The organism is Marinobacter sp. MDS2, from assembly GCF_030718085.1.
In the GTDB taxonomy this organism is placed as follows: Bacteria; Pseudomonadota; Gammaproteobacteria; order Pseudomonadales; family Oleiphilaceae; genus Marinobacter.
Genome location: NZ_JAVAJF010000001.1, coordinates 2,164,674 through 2,180,862, shown reverse-complemented (window position 1 = coordinate 2,180,862; position 16,189 = coordinate 2,164,674). Strand labels below are relative to the sequence as shown.

At 56.5% G+C, this 16,189-nt stretch carries 16 protein-coding genes; 8 read left to right on the top strand and 8 right to left on the bottom strand.

Translation table 11 applies throughout. The features are described from left to right. Positions 1–45 precede the first annotated feature (45 nt). The 4 genes from hemC to Q9245_RS10235 are packed head-to-tail and all read left to right on the top strand — an operon-like array spanning position 46 to position 4,121. The gene (gene hemC / locus Q9245_RS10250) at positions 46–987 is read left to right on the top strand and encodes a hydroxymethylbilane synthase (protein WP_305897042.1); all 942 of its coding nucleotides are present in this window, start codon (positions 46–48) and stop codon (positions 985–987) included. Then, positions 968–1,771 (top strand): uroporphyrinogen-III synthase, encoded by an 804-nt coding sequence (locus tag Q9245_RS10245; RefSeq protein ID WP_305897041.1) that lies wholly within the window; start codon positions 968–970, stop codon positions 1,769–1,771. The genes hemC and Q9245_RS10245 overlap by 20 nt, the downstream gene beginning before the upstream one ends. A 23-nt stretch (positions 1,772–1,794) precedes the next feature. After that, the gene (locus Q9245_RS10240) at positions 1,795–2,883 is read left to right on the top strand and encodes a uroporphyrinogen-III C-methyltransferase (protein WP_305897040.1); all 1,089 of its coding nucleotides are present in this window, start codon (positions 1,795–1,797) and stop codon (positions 2,881–2,883) included. Next, the gene (locus Q9245_RS10235; RefSeq protein ID WP_305897039.1) at positions 2,880–4,121 is read left to right on the top strand and encodes a heme biosynthesis HemY N-terminal domain-containing protein; all 1,242 of its coding nucleotides are present in this window, start codon (positions 2,880–2,882) and stop codon (positions 4,119–4,121) included. Before Q9245_RS10240 ends, Q9245_RS10235 begins: the two co-directional genes overlap by 4 nt. Positions 4,122–4,125: 4 nt before the next feature. On the opposite strand, the gene Q9245_RS10230 is transcribed toward Q9245_RS10235, so the two are convergent. The 3 genes from Q9245_RS10230 to rho all read right to left on the bottom strand — a co-directional run bounded on the left by Q9245_RS10230 (position 4,126) and on the right by rho (position 8,095). Continuing rightward, complete coding sequence (locus Q9245_RS10230) at positions 4,126–5,118, bottom strand: 2Fe-2S iron-sulfur cluster-binding protein (protein WP_305897038.1); 993 nt, start codon at positions 5,116–5,118, stop codon at positions 4,126–4,128. Positions 5,119–5,131: 13 nt separating this feature from the next. Further along, a complete protein-coding gene (gene ubiD, locus Q9245_RS10225; protein WP_305897037.1) occupies positions 5,132–6,619 on the bottom strand; it encodes a 4-hydroxy-3-polyprenylbenzoate decarboxylase in 1,488 nt (495 codons plus the stop codon). A gap of 213 nt (positions 6,620–6,832) precedes the next feature. Beyond that, a complete protein-coding gene (gene rho, locus Q9245_RS10220) occupies positions 6,833–8,095 on the bottom strand; it encodes a transcription termination factor Rho (protein ID WP_247064004.1) in 1,263 nt (420 codons plus the stop codon). Between the two features lie 367 nt (positions 8,096–8,462). Between rho and moaB the strand changes: the two genes are divergently transcribed. The 4 genes from moaB to Q9245_RS10200 are packed head-to-tail and all read left to right on the top strand — an operon-like array spanning position 8,463 to position 10,983. After that, positions 8,463–9,035 carry a molybdenum cofactor biosynthesis protein B gene (gene moaB, locus Q9245_RS10215; RefSeq protein WP_305897036.1) on the top strand — a complete coding sequence of 191 codons (573 nt, stop codon included), beginning with the start codon at positions 8,463–8,465 and terminating at the stop codon, positions 9,033–9,035. A 23-nt stretch (positions 9,036–9,058) separates the two neighbouring features. After that, positions 9,059–10,270, top strand: coding sequence for a gephyrin-like molybdotransferase Glp (gene glp, locus Q9245_RS10210; protein ID WP_305897035.1), 1,212 nt, complete (start codon positions 9,059–9,061; stop codon positions 10,268–10,270). A gap of 1 nt (position 10,271) precedes the next feature. Then, the gene (moaD, locus tag Q9245_RS10205; protein ID WP_199005234.1) at positions 10,272–10,532 is read left to right on the top strand and encodes a molybdopterin converting factor subunit 1; all 261 of its coding nucleotides are present in this window, start codon (positions 10,272–10,274) and stop codon (positions 10,530–10,532) included. Between the two features lies 1 nt (position 10,533). Beyond that, the gene (locus Q9245_RS10200; RefSeq protein WP_305897034.1) at positions 10,534–10,983 is read left to right on the top strand and encodes a molybdenum cofactor biosynthesis protein MoaE; all 450 of its coding nucleotides are present in this window, start codon (positions 10,534–10,536) and stop codon (positions 10,981–10,983) included. A 14-nt stretch (positions 10,984–10,997) separates the two neighbouring features. Here the strand turns inward: Q9245_RS10200 and Q9245_RS10195 are convergent, their stop codons facing one another. From Q9245_RS10195 to Q9245_RS10175, 5 genes are all read right to left on the bottom strand, one after another. Beyond that, positions 10,998–11,237 carry a sulfurtransferase TusA family protein gene (locus Q9245_RS10195; RefSeq protein WP_371824799.1) on the bottom strand — a complete coding sequence of 80 codons (240 nt, stop codon included), beginning with the start codon at positions 11,235–11,237 and terminating at the stop codon, positions 10,998–11,000. Beyond that, entirely contained in the window at positions 11,230–11,358 is a 129-nt protein-coding gene (locus Q9245_RS10190; protein WP_305897205.1) for a hypothetical protein, read from the bottom strand. The genes Q9245_RS10195 and Q9245_RS10190 overlap by 8 nt, the downstream gene beginning before the upstream one ends. Next, positions 11,355–12,521 carry a formate dehydrogenase subunit gamma gene (locus tag Q9245_RS10185; RefSeq protein WP_305897032.1) on the bottom strand — a complete coding sequence of 389 codons (1,167 nt, stop codon included), beginning with the start codon at positions 12,519–12,521 and terminating at the stop codon, positions 11,355–11,357. Before Q9245_RS10185 ends, Q9245_RS10190 begins: the two co-directional genes overlap by 4 nt. An 85-nt stretch (positions 12,522–12,606) precedes the next feature. Then, complete coding sequence (gene fdh3B, locus Q9245_RS10180; RefSeq protein ID WP_305897031.1) at positions 12,607–13,215, bottom strand: formate dehydrogenase FDH3 subunit beta; 609 nt, start codon at positions 13,213–13,215, stop codon at positions 12,607–12,609. A 15-nt stretch (positions 13,216–13,230) separates the two neighbouring features. Beyond that, a complete protein-coding gene (locus Q9245_RS10175) occupies positions 13,231–16,116 on the bottom strand; it encodes a molybdopterin-dependent oxidoreductase (RefSeq protein ID WP_305897030.1) in 2,886 nt (961 codons plus the stop codon). Between the last annotated feature and the right edge of the window lie 73 nt (positions 16,117–16,189).

Here is a 16,189-nt window from a genome sequence, read left to right as displayed (position 1 = left end):
CAAGGTAACCTTGTCGGTACATTTTTCTCAACGACAGTGAGTGCAATGTCCAAACGTATTCTTCGCATCGCAACCCGCAGCAGTGCCCTGGCATTGTGGCAGGCAGAATTCATCAAGTCCGAACTGGAAAGGCTTCACAGCCATATCACCGTCGAACTGATCAAAATCAAGACTCAAGGCGACATAATCCTTGATGTGCCTTTGGCGAAAGTTGGTGGTAAAGGCCTGTTTGTCAAAGAACTGGAAGAAGCCATGCTGGATGGCCGCGCCGACCTGGCCGTGCACTCGATGAAAGACGTACCGATGGAGTTTCCCGAAGGTCTTGGCCTGGTCGCCATTTGCGAGCGTGAAGATCCCACCGATGCATTCATCAGCAACCACTACGCCAATATTGACGAATTGCCTGCTGGCGCAGTGGTCGGAACCTCGAGCCTGCGACGGGAAGCGCAGATTCGCGCCAATCGCCCGGATCTCGAAATCAAAATGCTTCGCGGCAACGTCAACACCCGTTTGGCAAAGCTGGATGCCGGCGACTACGACGCCATTATTCTGGCCAGTTCCGGTTTGAAGCGTCTTGGTTTCGGCGATCGCATCCGTTATTGCCTGCCGGATACCTTTTGCTTACCCGCAGTTGGTCAGGGCGCGTTGGGCATTGAATGCCGTCTGAGCGACAACGAATTACGGGAAATGCTTGAGCCACTTAACCACGCCGATTCTGCAGACCGCGTAAAAGCGGAACGCGCCATGAACCGCCGCCTGGAAGGCGGTTGTCAGGTGCCCATTGCGGCTTACGCGCTGCTGGAAGACGATGACACGCTGTGGCTGCGCGGTTTGGTCGGCTCGGTAGACGGCACACAAATTCTTCGGGTTGAAGGCCGCGCGCCCAGAGCTGAAGGCGAACGCCTGGGCCGTGAGCTGGCTGAACAACTGTTGGGCATGGGTGCGGATAAAGTGTTGGCTGAAGTGTATGGCCACACCCCAACCTGATCGTCAGCAACGCCTCCCTGAGCTGGCGACTCGCCGTATTCTGATTTGCCGGCCGGAACCGGAAGCCTCGCGCCTTGCCGAGGCATTCCGTGCCGCCGGCGCGGAATGCCGAACCATGCCGTTGCTGGTCAGGGAGCCACTGCCCGAGACGCCTGAACAGCGCACACAGCTGCAAGAACTGGACAACTTCAGCCACGTGATTGCGGTGAGCCCCTTTGCCGCCGGTTTGTTGCTCGATCACATCGACCACTGGTGGCCCCAGATTCCCCTGGGCATCCAATGGTACGGCGTAGGCTCAGGCACGTCTTCAGTGTTTGCCGGTCACGGCCTGAAAGCTCGTCAGCCTCGGCAGGGCTGGACCAGCGAAGCACTGCTTGAACTTCCGTCGCTGCAAAATCTTGCCGGAGACAAAGTGTTATTGGCTCGGGGCGAGCAAGGCCGGGAGCTGATTCGTGAAACCCTGGAGCAGCGCGGTGCGAAAGTCTCGGTCATGCCACTGTACCGACGGGCTCAGCCGTACTATCCTCCAGAACAGGTAGACGAGATTTTTGGCAATTTCCGGCCTGAAGTGGTCATTGCGCTTTCCGGAGAAACCCTGAACAATCTCAATGACCTTGCGACTGGTTACCAGCTGGGATTGCATCGTACCCTCGTCGTAGTGCCGGCTGAACGAGTAGCCCGGAAGGCTGAGGAAGCGGGTTTCACGAACCTGATCATACCCGCTGGTCTGGACGATCAAAGCCTGATAACCAGTGTTGCATCAAAGCTTGCAGCAAAAAGCTAACAACAACGGATAACCGAGTAAGGATGCCCGTGACTGAGACAACGAACCAATTGCCCGCCCCGGTTGAAGAAACCGACACCCAAAAACCGCGCCTTTGGCCTGTCTGGATCATCGCCATCGTTGCCCTGATTCTGGTGATCCTGCTTGCACTGTGGAACTGGCAGCAATGGAACCGGCAAAACAACAGCCTGCAGGCGCTTCAAGACCTGAAGCAAGACACCGAGCAACTGGAAAACCTCTACGGCAGTCGCGGGAGCGAACAAAGCCAACGCATTCAAACGTTGGAAAACAAACTGGCCGAACAACGTGAATTGATCGCCACTCAACAGCGCCAGATCGATCACAACGCTCGTGAACTGCTCGAAGCCGGTAATCGCACGCGCACAGACTGGCTGCTCGCGGAAGCGGAATACCTGCTGCGCGTGGGCAATCAGCGCCTGATGATTGAAAAAGACATTCGCGGTGCACTCTCAGCACTGGAATCCGCCGATGAGGTACTAGCAGAATCCGATGACATCGGTGTTTATCCGGTTCGCGAACAGCTTGCCAAAGAGATTCTGGCGCTCAAGAGTATTCAGGGTGTGGATCGCACCGGATTGTACCTGAAGCTAGAAGCCGCCATTGCCAGCGTGAACGAGCTAACCACCCAGGCACTGATTCACGATCAGGCACCGGGCTTCAATATGAGCGAAGACACCAACGCTCCGGAAGATGGCAGCAACATGTTTACCCGAGGCTGGAATCGCTTCCTGAGCACGCTGAAAGACGTGGTCGTGGTGCGCCGGCTGGATGAGACAGTCAAGCCCCTGATGTCTCCGGATCAAAGCGCGTGGGCCCGTCTGAACCTGCAACTCATGCTGGAAGAAGCTGAAATGGCCGTGCTCCGGGGCAATCAGGCGCTGTATGAACGCGCCCTCGACAAAGCTCGCCGGACCGTCAGCGAATGGTACGACTCCAGCAATCCGGCCATCCAAGGTTTGTCCGCAGCCCTCGCCGAACTGGCCGACAAACACGTCGATCCGACCCTCCCCGATGTCAGTCAATCACTCGGCTTGCTCAAAGAACGCCTGGCGGGCCGGCTGGCAACCGACAGCGAGGGTAAAGGTTCATGATTCTCCTTTTGCTGATTATTCTGGGCGCGCTGTTGATTGGAACCGGTCTGTCCATGGGGCTGGCATACGATCTGGGCTATATCCGCATCAGTCTGGGCAATTATCTGATCGAAACCAATTTCTGGGTCGGGCTTGCACTGATTGTTGTGCTGGTGCTTCTGAGCCTTTTCGTCATTAACACCATCAAACGATTCCGTAAAGGCACCAGCCTGATGGCCACCTGGGTTAGCCGAGGCCACGAACGCCGGGCCAGGCGCCGCACCACCAAGGGATTGTTGGCCTTGGCCGAAGGCAACTGGCCCCGGGCCCGAAAGCTGTTAGCCAGTGCCGCCAACCACGCCGATACACCGCTGATCAACTATTTGGCGGCTGCCCAGGCAGCCTCTGAAACCGGTGACCATGAAGGCGCCGATGAACTGTTGCGCCTGGCCTTCGAAAGCACACCGGGCTCCAGCCTGGCGGTGGGTATCACCCAGGCTCAGTTGCAGCTTGCCGGCAATCGGTTGGAACAAGCGCTGGCGACTCTGTTACGCCTGCGCAAAGAGGCCCCGCACCACCCTTTCGTGCTGAAGCTTCTGAAGACCACGTATCTTCGATTGGAAGACTGGAAAGAGCTCTCGAAACTCGTGCCTGAACTGCGCAAGCGCAGTGTGCTGACCGAAAAAGAGCTGGACGATCTGGAACGTGAGGTCTGGAAAAACCTGCTGGAGCGGGCCGCTGAAGATTGCGAACGCAAGCGTGAAAGCGATCCGGAAGCATCGTTAGAACCCCTGACCCGCCTGTGGGACGAGCTTCCCAGATTCGTGCGCCGGGACGAACACACCATTCGGGACTATGCCCGGTTGCTCGCCCGTCTGGGCGACGAAGAACAAGCCGAAACCCTGCTGCGCAAGGTGCTTCGAAACCACTGGAGCGATGAGTTGATCAATCTCTACGGGCGGCTGGAAGGCAGCGACCCCGAAGTGCAGCTGCTCACTGCAGAGCAATGGTACAAAGATCGGCCCAATAACCCACAACTACTGCTGGCATTAGGGCGTTTAAGCCTACGAAATCAGCTGTGGGGCAAAGCCCGAGAATACTTTACCGCCAGCCTGAAATTAAAGCGGGACCGCGAAACCCTGGCTGAGCTAAGCCGGCTGAATGCCCATATGGGCGAGGAAGAAAGCAGCGTAAAACTGATCATGCAAGAGCTTGAATCGGACAACGCCCTGCCCGAGTTACCTATGCCCAAGGCCTGATCTGTCAGGCCCTTGGGGCATACTCCAGCACATCCGAATAAAAATCCTGCGCGGGAAGTCCTGCCTCGACCAACGCATCCATCAGCGTGTACACCATGGTTGGTGAGCCGCTGGCGTGTACTTCGACGGTGCACCAGTCGATACCCGTTGCAAGCACCGCACGTACCAGCTGGTCGTGATGGCCAGCCCAATCGTTGTCTTCGTTGTCACCAACCACCGGCATAAAAGTGAAGGCATTCGACTCGTCGTGCCAGCGCTGGGCCAGCGAGCGAAGGTACATATCTTCGTGTTTACGCACCCCCCAGAACAGCTTGATGCTGTGGCTGAAATTGGTTCCCTTGAGATACTCCACCAAGCTTTTCATCTGCGCAAAGCCGGTACCCGCAGCGACCAGGACCAGCGGCTTATCCGGCGCTGCGGCCAGGCAAGCCTTACCATGCGGCAATTGCACTGAAACATCCTCGCCGGAAGTCAACGCATCAATTACCCTCTGCGCGGAAACCCATTCCGGCGTGGCCTGGATGTGCAGGGTAATGTTCTCTTCCGAAGGGCTGCTGGCAATGGAGAAATAACAGGGATCCGCATCGGGCAGGTTGACCGATAAATACTGACCGGCATGGAAGCTCACGTCCCGGCGCCGAGGCAACTTCAACTCTACCCGGTATACGTCGTGGTTGATGGAGCTCACGTCCACCACCTTGGCTTGATAGATACGGGGCTGATGATTTCCTGTTGCCATAACGGCGGGTATCTCCAATTCGATATCGGATAGCGCCTGAGTCCGACACATCATCAGGCGCCCTCCGGTTAAAATGAGTTGCTGGTTGCGGGTGTTCAGCGCTTGCCCGCCAAGCAGCCGGGCTTCACAAATTTCACAAACGCCATTGCGGCATGCCGCCGGCGCCTGAATACCCGCTTCTGCAGCCGCCGACAGCAGATCGTTGGTGTCGCTTACCGGATAGCTCAGGTCTGCAGGGCGCAAACGAATACGGTGCAAGCTTGCTACCCCTTCATTTTGGGGAGTTTTCCGGAATTTCAATCCCCAGGCTGTCCCAGATGTCGTCCACCCGCTGCTTGACCTCATCGGTCATGGTGATGGCTTCGCCCCATTCACGATCGGTTTCACCCGGCCATTTATTGGTCGCATCCAGCCCCATCTTGGAGCCAAGGCCAGAGACTGGCGAGGCAAAGTCCAGATAATCGATCGGGGTGTTGTCCACCAGCGTGGTGTCCCGGGTCGGGTCCATCCGGGTGGTCATGGCCCAGATAACGTCTTCCCAGTTTCGGGCATTCACATCGTCGTCCGTCACAATCACGAACTTGGTGTACATGAACTGGCGCAAGAACGACCATACGCCCATCATCACGCGTTTGGCATGGCCGGGGTACTGCTTTTTCATGGTGACAATCGCCAGCCGATACGAACAACCTTCTGGCGGCAGATAGAAATCCACGATTTCCGGAAACTGCTTCTGCAGTATCGGAATAAACACTTCGTTCAGCGCCACACCCAACACGGCCGGCTCATCCGGCGGACGGCCGGTGTAGGTACTGTGGTAGATCGGATCTTTACGATGCGTGATGCGCTCAACGGTAAACACCGGGAACTCATCCACTTCGTTGTAATAACCGGTGTGGTCACCAAACGGCCCTTCTGGCGCCGTGTCTTCGGGATAGATAAAGCCCTCCAGCACGATCTCCGCACTGGCCGGCACCTGCAGATCGCTGAGCCCGGCATTCACCAGTTCGGTACGTGAGCCGCGCAGCAAGCCGGCAAAAGCGTATTCAGACAGGCTATCTGGTACCGGTGTTACGGCACCAAGTATGGTGGCTGGGTCGGCACCGAGCGCCACCGCAACCGGGTAAGGTTTATCCGGGTTCGCTTTGCGGAATTCCTGATAATCCAAAGCACCGCCTCGATGGCTGAGCCAGCGCATGATCAGCCGATTACGGCCGATAACCTGTTGCCGGTAGATACCCAGATTCTGGCGCTCTTTATTGGGGCCACGGGTAATAACCAAAGGCCAGGTCACCAGCGGACCGGCATCCCCGGGCCAACAATGCTGAACCGGAATCTGGTACAAATCGACCTGGTCTTTTTCGATCACCACCTCTTGGCAAGGTGCAGAACGGAGCACTTTCGGGCTCATGCGCATGACTTGCTTGAAGATGGGCAGTTTTTCCAGCGCGTCTTTGAAGCCTTTGGGGGGATCCGGCTCTTTCAGAAATGCCAGCAGTTTACCGACTTCTCGCAATGCGGTGACATCGTCCTGCCCCATACCCAGCGCAACCCGTTTCGGCGTACCGAACAAGTTGGCCAACACGGGCATGTCATAGCCTTTGGGGTTTTCAAACAACAACGCTGGCCCACCTGCCCGCAGGGTGCGGTCGCAGATTTCGGTCATTTCCAGATGGGGGTCAACTTCTACGCTGATGCGCTTTAGCTCTCCCAGTTTTTCCAGCTGGGCTATGAAGTCTCTCAGGTCGTTGTATTTCATCTTATGCTCCGCATTCAGCCTTCCATGCTTTGAGCGTTCGGAGGGCTAAAGTCAGTGTTTGGACTGGGGAGTTGGAACCAAGCCGGGCGAGGGGGCCAAAACGGAAAACGTGGTTTTCCTGAATGTTTTGGCCCCCTCGCCCGGCTTGGTTCTTCCAGTGTCAGGCTTGGGTTCCGCGCTTTGGCGGAATTCGCCCTACTCCGAAGTTCAAACTCAACGACGCTTCATGGACTGGAAGAATTCGTCGTTGGTTTTGGTGTCCCGCAGTTTGTCCAGCAGGAACTCCAAAGATGCGGTGTCGTCATCCATGGAGTGCAGCAACTTGCGCAGAATCCAGATGCGCTGGATTTCCGATTCCGACATCAACAGGTCTTCACGGCGTGTGCCGGAACGACGTACGTTGATGGCTGGGTAAACGCGCTTCTCGGCAATCTTACGGTCCAGATGGACTTCCATATTACCGGTACCTTTAAACTCCTCGTAGATGACTTCATCCATTTTGGAGCCGGTGTCTACCAGCGCGGTCGATAGGATGGTCAAGCTGCCACCCTCTTCAACATTACGGGCCGCACCGAAGAAACGCTTCGGCTTTTCCAAAGCGTGCGCGTCCACACCACCAGTCAGTACTTTACCGGAGGACGGGATCACGGTGTTGTAGGCACGAGCCAGACGGGTCATGGAATCCAGCAGAATAACCACGTCTTTTTTGTGCTCAACCAGACGCTTGGCTTTTTCGATCACCATTTCGGCAACCTGAACGTGACGGGCCGGCGGCTCGTCAAAGGTGGAGGCAATCACTTCCCCGCGCACCGTGCGCTGCATTTCTGTGACTTCTTCCGGACGCTCGTCAATCAGCAGCACCATCAGGTGACATTCGGGATTGTTACGAACGATGGACTGGGCGATACCCTGCATCAACAGTGTCTTACCCGCCTTGGGTGGCGATACGATCAGACCACGCTGACCTTTCCCGATTGGCGAGACCAGGTCGAGTACCCGGGAAGAAAGATCTTCGGTACTGCCGTTACCTACTTCCAATACCAAACGCTCGTCCGGGAACAGCGGCGTCAGGTTTTCAAACAGAATCTTGTTACGGGCGTTGTCCGGCTTGTCGAAGTTGATCTCGCTCACTTTCAGCAGAGCAAAGTAACGCTCGCCGTCTTTCGGTGGGCGGATCTTGCCCGCGACGGTATCACCCGTGCGCAGGTTGAAACGGCGGATCTGGCTCGGCGACACGTAGATATCGTCGGGGCCAGCCAGGTAGGACGCGTCGGCAGAACGTAGAAAGCCGAAGCCATCCTGCAGAATCTCCAGTACACCATCACCGTAAATGTCTTCGCCGCTCTTGGCGTGCTTCTTCAGAATGCTGAAGATGACGTCTTGTTTGCGCGAACGGGCGAGGTTGTCGAGGCCCATTTCTTGCGCGATTTCGAGCAATTCGGGCACAGATTTCTGCTTGAGTTCAGTAAGATTCATAATTTGTAGGATTTTTCAGGAATGGAAGTAAACGACGGTTGAAATTGCAGGGATGCCCCTGAACGCGTTGATCATAAATATATATTGAAACAAGGTGCTGGCAGATGGAGCATCCGGTGCAGAGGGAAGCCGGATATAATTGCTTGTGCCAGTAGAGTGGGAACAACTGTTCGCCGGGCAGTCAGCATAATCGACCACCTTGACCGGATCTGTCAAGTGCACTGGACAAATTAACGCCAACTTTCGCCAAAAATCCCAGCGCACAAGCTCGGAAAGCCCTCTCTGTCTGGTCACTCCCTTCCATTGCCCGCGATTGAAAGAGATACTGAGAGTCACTATTTCCTCTGTGATTTTCGGAGCGCTTTTCATGAGTACTGAGCCCACGAACGAACTCACCCCCCTCAACATCGCGATTCTTACCGTTTCCGATACTCGCGGCTTTGATGAAGATGCTTCCGGTCAGTTTCTTGAAGACAGCGCGGTGGCGGCCGGCCATCAACTGATTTCACGGCGCATCCTGCCTGACGATGTTTATCTGATACGTGCCGCGATGTCCTCCTGGATTGCCGATCCGGATATCCATGCCATTATCATCACAGGTGGTACCGGCTTCAGCGAACGGGACAGCACACCAGAAGCGGTTATTCCGCTTTTAGACAAGTCGATTGAAGGGTTTGGCGAAGAGTTCCGGCGTCTGTCGGCTTCGGAAATTGGCAGCTCCACCATTCAGTCCCGAGCCTTTGCCGGTCTCGCCAACCATACGGTCATTTTCTGTCTACCCGGCTCCACCGGCGCATGTCGCACCGGGTGGAATGGCATTCTGAACACACAATTAGACAGCCGCCACGCCCCCTGCAACTTCTCGGCTCTGGTTCAGCGCAAGCCGCAAAGGGCAGTGGAACGCCTTCAAGAAGTGATTGGAAATCGCGCAACACGTTAGTTCTGGCCTCGGAGACTCGCACAATGACAGCCCAGCTCACGCCGCTCGAAGAAGCCCTTGCCCACCTGCTGAGCATGGCGCCGGTGATTACCGAAACCGAGCGCCTGCCGCTCACAGAAAGCTTTGGCCGGATACTGGCGCAGGATTACCTGGCTCTGGCGGATGTTCCTCCGGCCGACAACAGCTCGGTAGATGGCTATGCCTTGCGGGCCGAGGACTACGTTCCTGGCCAGGCACTCTTTGTCTCCGACAGGATTCCCGCAGGCTCGGCTCCAAAGCCGCTGGAACCCGGAACCGCTGCCCGCATTTTTACCGGCTCGGAAATTCCCGCAGGGGCGGATACGGTCATCATGCAGGAGCGAGTTGAGGTAACCGACAACGGCATACTGATAGATGGCGATGTAAAAGCCGATCGAAATATCCGTCGGCGCGGCCAGGATCTCGCCAAAGGTAGCCTGGCACTGGGCAAAGGCACGAAAATCCGGGCTCAAGAAATGGGTCTGTTGGCATCTTTAGGTCTAGCGGAAGTGACGCTGGTAAAAAAGTTGCGGGTCGCCATTCTGTCCACCGGCGATGAGCTGGTTGATCCGGGCAAGCCACTGGGGCCAGGCCAGATCTATAACACCAACCGTTTCACGCTGCTCGCTCTGTTGGCGGAGGCCGGCTGCGATGTCGTGCTGTGTGACACGCTGCGCGACACCCGCACCGAGACCCGGGAAACACTTGAGCGCGCCGCGACACAGGCCGACCTGATCATCACCAGCGGAGGCGTTTCCGTGGGGGAGGAGGACCACGTTCGGGCGGTACTGGAGGCATCCGGCGAGCTGTCGCTGTGGCGCTTGGCGATCAAACCCGGCAAGCCTCTGGCATTTGGTTCCATCAAAGGAACACCAGTGTTCGGTCTGCCTGGCAATCCGGCCTCGGTACTGGTGACTTTTCTAATGGTCGCCATGCCCTACATTCGCACCTGCCAGGGGCGTTCGCGTATTCACCCAGCCGGTCAGAAACTGCCGGCGGCGTTTAACATCACCTCGTCTTCCGTGCGCCGTGAGTTTGTTCGCGCGCGCCTGGAATCGGTGAACGGCCAGACTCAGATCAGCGCGTACCCGAACCAGAGCTCTGGTGTATTGAGCTCGGCCTGCTGGGCCGACGGCTTGGCAGTCATACCGGAACAGGGCACCGTTGCCGAAGGCAGCCTGATCACCTACTTCCCATTCACTGAGTTACTGAGCTGATATGACTGACCAGACCATTACCGTCCGTTTTTTTGCGCGCCTCCGTGAGGAACTGGGTACGGAGCAACTCACCCTACCGGCAAACAAATATCAGACCGCCGGGGATTTGTTGGCAGAGCTGGCTAGCCAAGGCGGCCCCTGGGCGCAATTACAAGGCGACCAACCCGTAATGATTGCCATCAATCAGGCGATGGCAAAGTCCAATGCCACGGTGAAGGCAGGCGATGAGGTTGCTTTCTTTCCACCGGTAACCGGGGGTTAATATGATCAGCATTCAGACGGACGATTTTGATGCCGGCACCGAATATGCGGCGCTTCGGGAAAGCGGAACCGGTACCGGGGCGATTGCGACCTTTACGGGACTGGTTCGAGACTCTGGCGACACTCAGGGCGTTTCCGGCCTGTTTCTGGAGCACTATCCGGGAATGACGGAGCAAGTCATTGCGGAGTTGATCGACGAGGCTTCACGACGGTGGGACGTGCGTCAGGCTCGGGTTATTCACCGGGTTGGCAAGCTTGAGCTGCAAGACCAGATTGTATTTGTAGGCGTGTGCAGTGCACACCGGGCCGATGCATTTGCCGCTTGCGAGTTTATTATGGACGCGCTTAAAACGTCTGCACCGTTTTGGAAAAAGGAGCTGTCTGAATCGGGAGAACATTGGGTAGAGCAGAAGGCGTCGGATGTTGCCCGAGGGGAGGCCTGGCGCAAATAGCTCCAGGGATCTGATTACGCCAGATAAACACCGTAACGCAGAACCCCGTCGCCCTCTTCCCGAACCCACTCCAACCTGTGGCCGGCCATATCGCACAGTGCCTGCAAATCCCGGCGACTGGTTGGATCATCAGCCAGGAACTCAACTAACGTGCCGCTGGGCAACCCCTGAATGCGCTTTTTAAAGCGCAAAATGGGGAGCGGGCACAGCAAACCGATCGCATCGATTCGATAGGCTTCAGCTTGCTCAGTCAAGGCGCACACTCGTTGCGCTGCTTTCCTGCTCCGCTGACGACCATCCGAACTGGCCCAGCAATAACGGAGCAGCGAAAGCGATCAGCAAGGCCGCAGCAAATGCCGCAATCATCACTTTCACGGAACGTCTCCTTTGCCTTGTTTAGCCTCCACCTCGGCCACCCACAGATCGTGGTGCTGACGCGCCCATTCCACATCCACCTGGCCATTACCCATCGCATCATAGGCGCCTTCCATACCCACCGTACCGATGTAGATGTGAGCGATAATGGCCAGCATCATGACGAACGCCACGATCGAGTGCCAGATGTTGGCATACTGCATCTCTTCATGCGGTGTCAGGGCCGTATTGAGATCTGTTCCAAAGACGCTGTTTATGACGCCGAATGTATCGGAAAACATCGGCATCTGGAACGGGAACAGCAGCGACAAACCGGATAGTGACACCGAAACGCCTAACACCATAACCGTCCAGAAAACGATCTTTTGACCGGCGTTAAATTTCTTGGCTGAAGGGTGTGAATCACTGAAAATTCCGCCCCCCGCCTTGAGCCACTGCCAATCCAGCTTATTGGGAATGTTATGCGCCACCCACATAAAAAAGGTCATGATCAAACCGATCATAAAGGCCCAGGAGATGTTGTTGTGTATCCACTTGGAGCCGGCGGCTAGAGTCGCGAAGGCATCGGCCCCGAAAACGGGAATCAGAAAGCTTCTGCCCATCAGTGTAATGAGCCCGGTTAGACCCAGCACAATGAACGAGCCTGCCAACAACCAATGGCCAAACCGTTCGATGGCTTTAAAGCGCTGGATCGTCACGCCAGACGGGCCACCTTCAATCCTGATTTTTCCGCGAATGAGGTAAAACACCACCAGCAGAAGGATGAAACCCAGGAGTGCGCCGCCGCCATAGGTAATGATCGGCCCCTCGCGCAGTTTAAGCCACGGCATGCCTCCGTCTTGGATCAGGACATCAGCTGCAGGCCCCCGCACCTGTGTGTTGGCATCGAATTCGTTATAGCGAATGGACCGGTAGGTGTCAGACAGTGAAACCCCGCCCCGAGTGCCTAATTGCTCGGTGGTAGGCGCCGCATTGGCTGGGTCGCCCAGATTTTCAGACCGAAAAGACGGATCAACTTTCAGCTGCTGCTGGCGAGCCATGATGTCTTCCAGGGTTTGCGCGCCCCCGGTCGCTGTCCGGTCCACCGCAGGTTCTGCCCACGCAGAGTTGAATGACAGGACTGCCAGCATAAAGAGAGCGACAGCCAATAGTTTTGCATTCATGAGAGCGCTCCAACGGAATAAACAAGAAGCATTCGTTACCTCAATGGATTCCGGGGCCCAAAGGCCCCGGAAAGCTCAGGCAAACTTATGCACCCTTCCTCTCGTAGGCTGTGCCCCATCCCCAGGCGCCCGAACCGAAGCCCCGGCTCACCACGCGCTGGCGATAGATGTCGGCCACCTCGTTGCCATCACCGGCCAACAAAGCTTTGGTCGAACACATTTCCGCACACAGAGGCAGTTTTCCCTCTGCGATCCGGTTACGCCCGTATTTGGAGTACTCGGCCGCGGAGTGATCTTCTTCCGGGCCACCTGCACAGAACGTGCATTTGTCCATCTTGCCCCGGCTACCAAAGTTGCCCGCTTGCGGGAACTGAGGCGCGCCGAAGGGGCAAGCGTAGAAGCAATACCCACAACCAATGCACAGATCCTTGGAGTGCAACACGATGCCGTCTTCAGTCTGGTAGAAGCAATCCACCGGACAAACAGCCATACAAGGCGCATCTGAACAGTGCATGCAGGCTACCGAAATCGAACGCTCGCCCGGCTTACCATCATCGATGGTCACCACGCGCCGACGGTTGATACCCCATGGGACTTCATGCTCGTTTTTACAGGCCGTGACGCAGGCATTACATTCGATGCAGCGTTCGGCGTCGCAAAGGAATTTTGCACGTGCTTGTCCTTCAAGTGCCATGATCTACACCTCCTGTTATGCCGGCATGATCGAACACAGGGTGGCCTTGGTCTCTTGCATCTGCGTGACCGAGTCGTACCCGTATGTTTGAACAACGTTTGTCGATTCACCCAGAACATAGGGATCCGAGCCTTTCGGGTACTTATCCCTCAAAGACTTGCCCTCCAGGTGCCCACCGAAGTGGAACGGCATAAAGGCTACTCCCTCGCCAACCCGTTCGGTCACCAACGCTTTGACTTTAATTCGCCCGCCTTCCGGACCGGTTACCCAGACATCCTTGCCATCACGAATATTCAGGTTGTTCGCATCTCGCGTATTCACCTCGATGAACATGTCTTGCTGCAACTCGGCCAACCATGGGTTCGAACGAGTCTCGTCTCCGCCTCCTTCGTATTCGACCAGACGGCCTGAGGTCAAAATGATGGGGAAGTCCTTGCTGAAGTCCTTCTTCTGAATGGACTCATACAAAGTCGGCACACGCCAGAACGTTTTGTCTTCGTAGGTCGGGTAGTCTTTAACCAGATCGCGCCGCGTTGTATAAAGCGGTTCGCGATGACGCGGCACGGGATCGGGGAAGTTCCAGACCACGGTCCGCGCTTTGGCATTACCGAAGGGCGCACACTCGTGCTTGATCGCCACACGCTGTATGCCGCCGGACAGGTCTGTCTTCCAGTTGGTCTGGGGGCCGGCCACGGCGTCTATCGAGGCACGTTCCTCGGCCGTAAGATCCCCGTCCCAGCCCAGATCCATCAACATTTGCATGGTGAACTCGGGATAACCGTCCTTGATGTCCGAGTTTTTCGAGTAAACGCCCTCGGCCAACAGGTTTTCACCGTTGCGCTCAACACCGAATCGGGCTCGGAAGGTCAGGCCACCCTTGGACACGGGCAACGACATATCGTACAGATTCGGTGTACCCGGGTGATTCATTTCCGCCGTACCCCAACAAGGCCAGGGCATGCCATAGATATCCCCGTCGCAAGGGCCACCCTTCGCACGAAGAGTGGTTTTGTCGAAGTGATGCTGATACTTCATGTGCTTTTTCAGGCGCTCCGGCGATTGGCCGGTGTAGCCAATGGTCCACATACCGCGGTTGAATTCCCGGGTTATGTCTTCAATCACCGGCTCGTCACCTTCGATCGCGATATTGCGGAACATGCGGTCGGTAAAACCGAACTTGTCGGCAAACAGCTTCATGATTTCGTGGTCAACCTTTGAGTCAAACAGTGGCTCAACCACTTTTTCACGCCACTGCAGCGACCGGTTCGATGCGGTTACCGAACCACTGGTTTCGAACTGAGTGGTCGTTGGCAGCAGATAAGCCCCATCTTTACGATCATGCAACACAGCGGAAACGGTCGGAAACGGGTCCACCACTACCAGCAGATCCAGTTTCTCCATCGCTTCCTTCATTTCAAGCATACGAGTCTGGGAGTTGGGCGCGTGGCCCCACAGCACCATCGCCCGGGTGTTATCAGGCTGGTCGAGGTTTTCCTTGGCCTCCAGAACCCCGTCAATCCAGCGGGACACCGGAATCCCCTTCTCGTTCATCATGGCTTTGGATTTGCCGTTTTTGTCCCAGACGGCAAACCGGCCCTTCAGCCAGTCCGGTTCTTCCTCCCAGACCCGCGCCCAATGTGCCCAGGCACCCGCGCTCAGGCCGTAGTACCCAGGCAGAGTGTCGGCCAGAACGCCGAGGTCGGTCGCTCCCTGAACGTTATCGTGACCACGGAAGATGTTAGTTCCGCCGCCTGGCGTCCCCATGTTCCCCAGCGCCAACTGCAAGATGCAGTAGGCCCGGGTGTTGTTGTTGCCGTTGGTGTGTTGAGTACCGCCCATACACCAGATCACTGTGCCCGGGCGGTTATTGGCCAGAGTTCGGGCGACACGTTCAAGCTGCGCTCCCGGCGCACCAGTGACACGCTCGACTTCTTCCGGATTCCAGCGTTTCACCTCTTCCCGAATTTCATCCATGCCCCAAACCCGGGTGCGGATGAACTCTTTGTCTTCCCATTTGTTTTCAAAGATGTGCCAGAGAATGCCCCACACCAGGGCAACATCTGAGCCCGGCCGGAAACGGACAAACTCATCCGCGTGAGCCGCTGTGCGCGTGAAGCGTGGATCACACACAATGAGCGGCGCGTTGTTTTCTTCCTTGGCTTTCAGAATGTGCAGAAGCGAGACCGGATGGGCTTCGGCAGGGTTGCCCCCGATCAGGAAAATCGCTTTGGAGTTGTGAATATCGTTGTAAGAGTTGGTCATAGCCCCGTAGCCCCAGGTGTTGGCTACGCCGGCTACGGTGGTTGAGTGACAGATCCGGGCCTGATGATCAACGTTGTTCGTGCCCCAGTAGGCAGCGAATTTACGGTATAAATACGCCTGTTCGTTATTGAACTTTGCACTGCCCAGCCAATAGACCGAGTCCGGCCCGCTCTCGTCGCGGATTTGCAGCATCTTGTCGCCAATTTCGTTGATCGCCTGATCCCAGGAGATCTTCTGCCATTGGCCATCAACCATTTTCATGGGGGATTTGAGGCGACGCTCGCCGTGCGCATGCTCGCGCACCGAAGCGCCTTTGGCACAGTGGGCGCCCATATTGAAAGGGCTGTCCCAGCCCGGCTCCTGCCCGACCCAGGTGCCATTCTGGACTTCAGCCTCGACGGTGCATCCCACCGAGCAGTGAGTACACACGGATTTTCTGCGAACGATTTGCCCGCCTTCGGTCGAAGGATCCGCAGCTTCAACCCGCCCCGATGTCAGCGATAAAGCCGCCATGCCCCCCACTGCAACGCCAGAAGCCGCCAGAAACTGGCGGCGGTCCAACGTTTTGGCAGCGAGAGATGAAAGTAAAGATCCTGCACGGGGGCCTTTCGCAACCCCGTTGGTCTTCTTCCGCAACATGTCTCTTACCTCTCTCTTATTATTCTCTTTATCCGGAGGCGTTATCACCCAAGAGCATCACGCAATCTTGAAT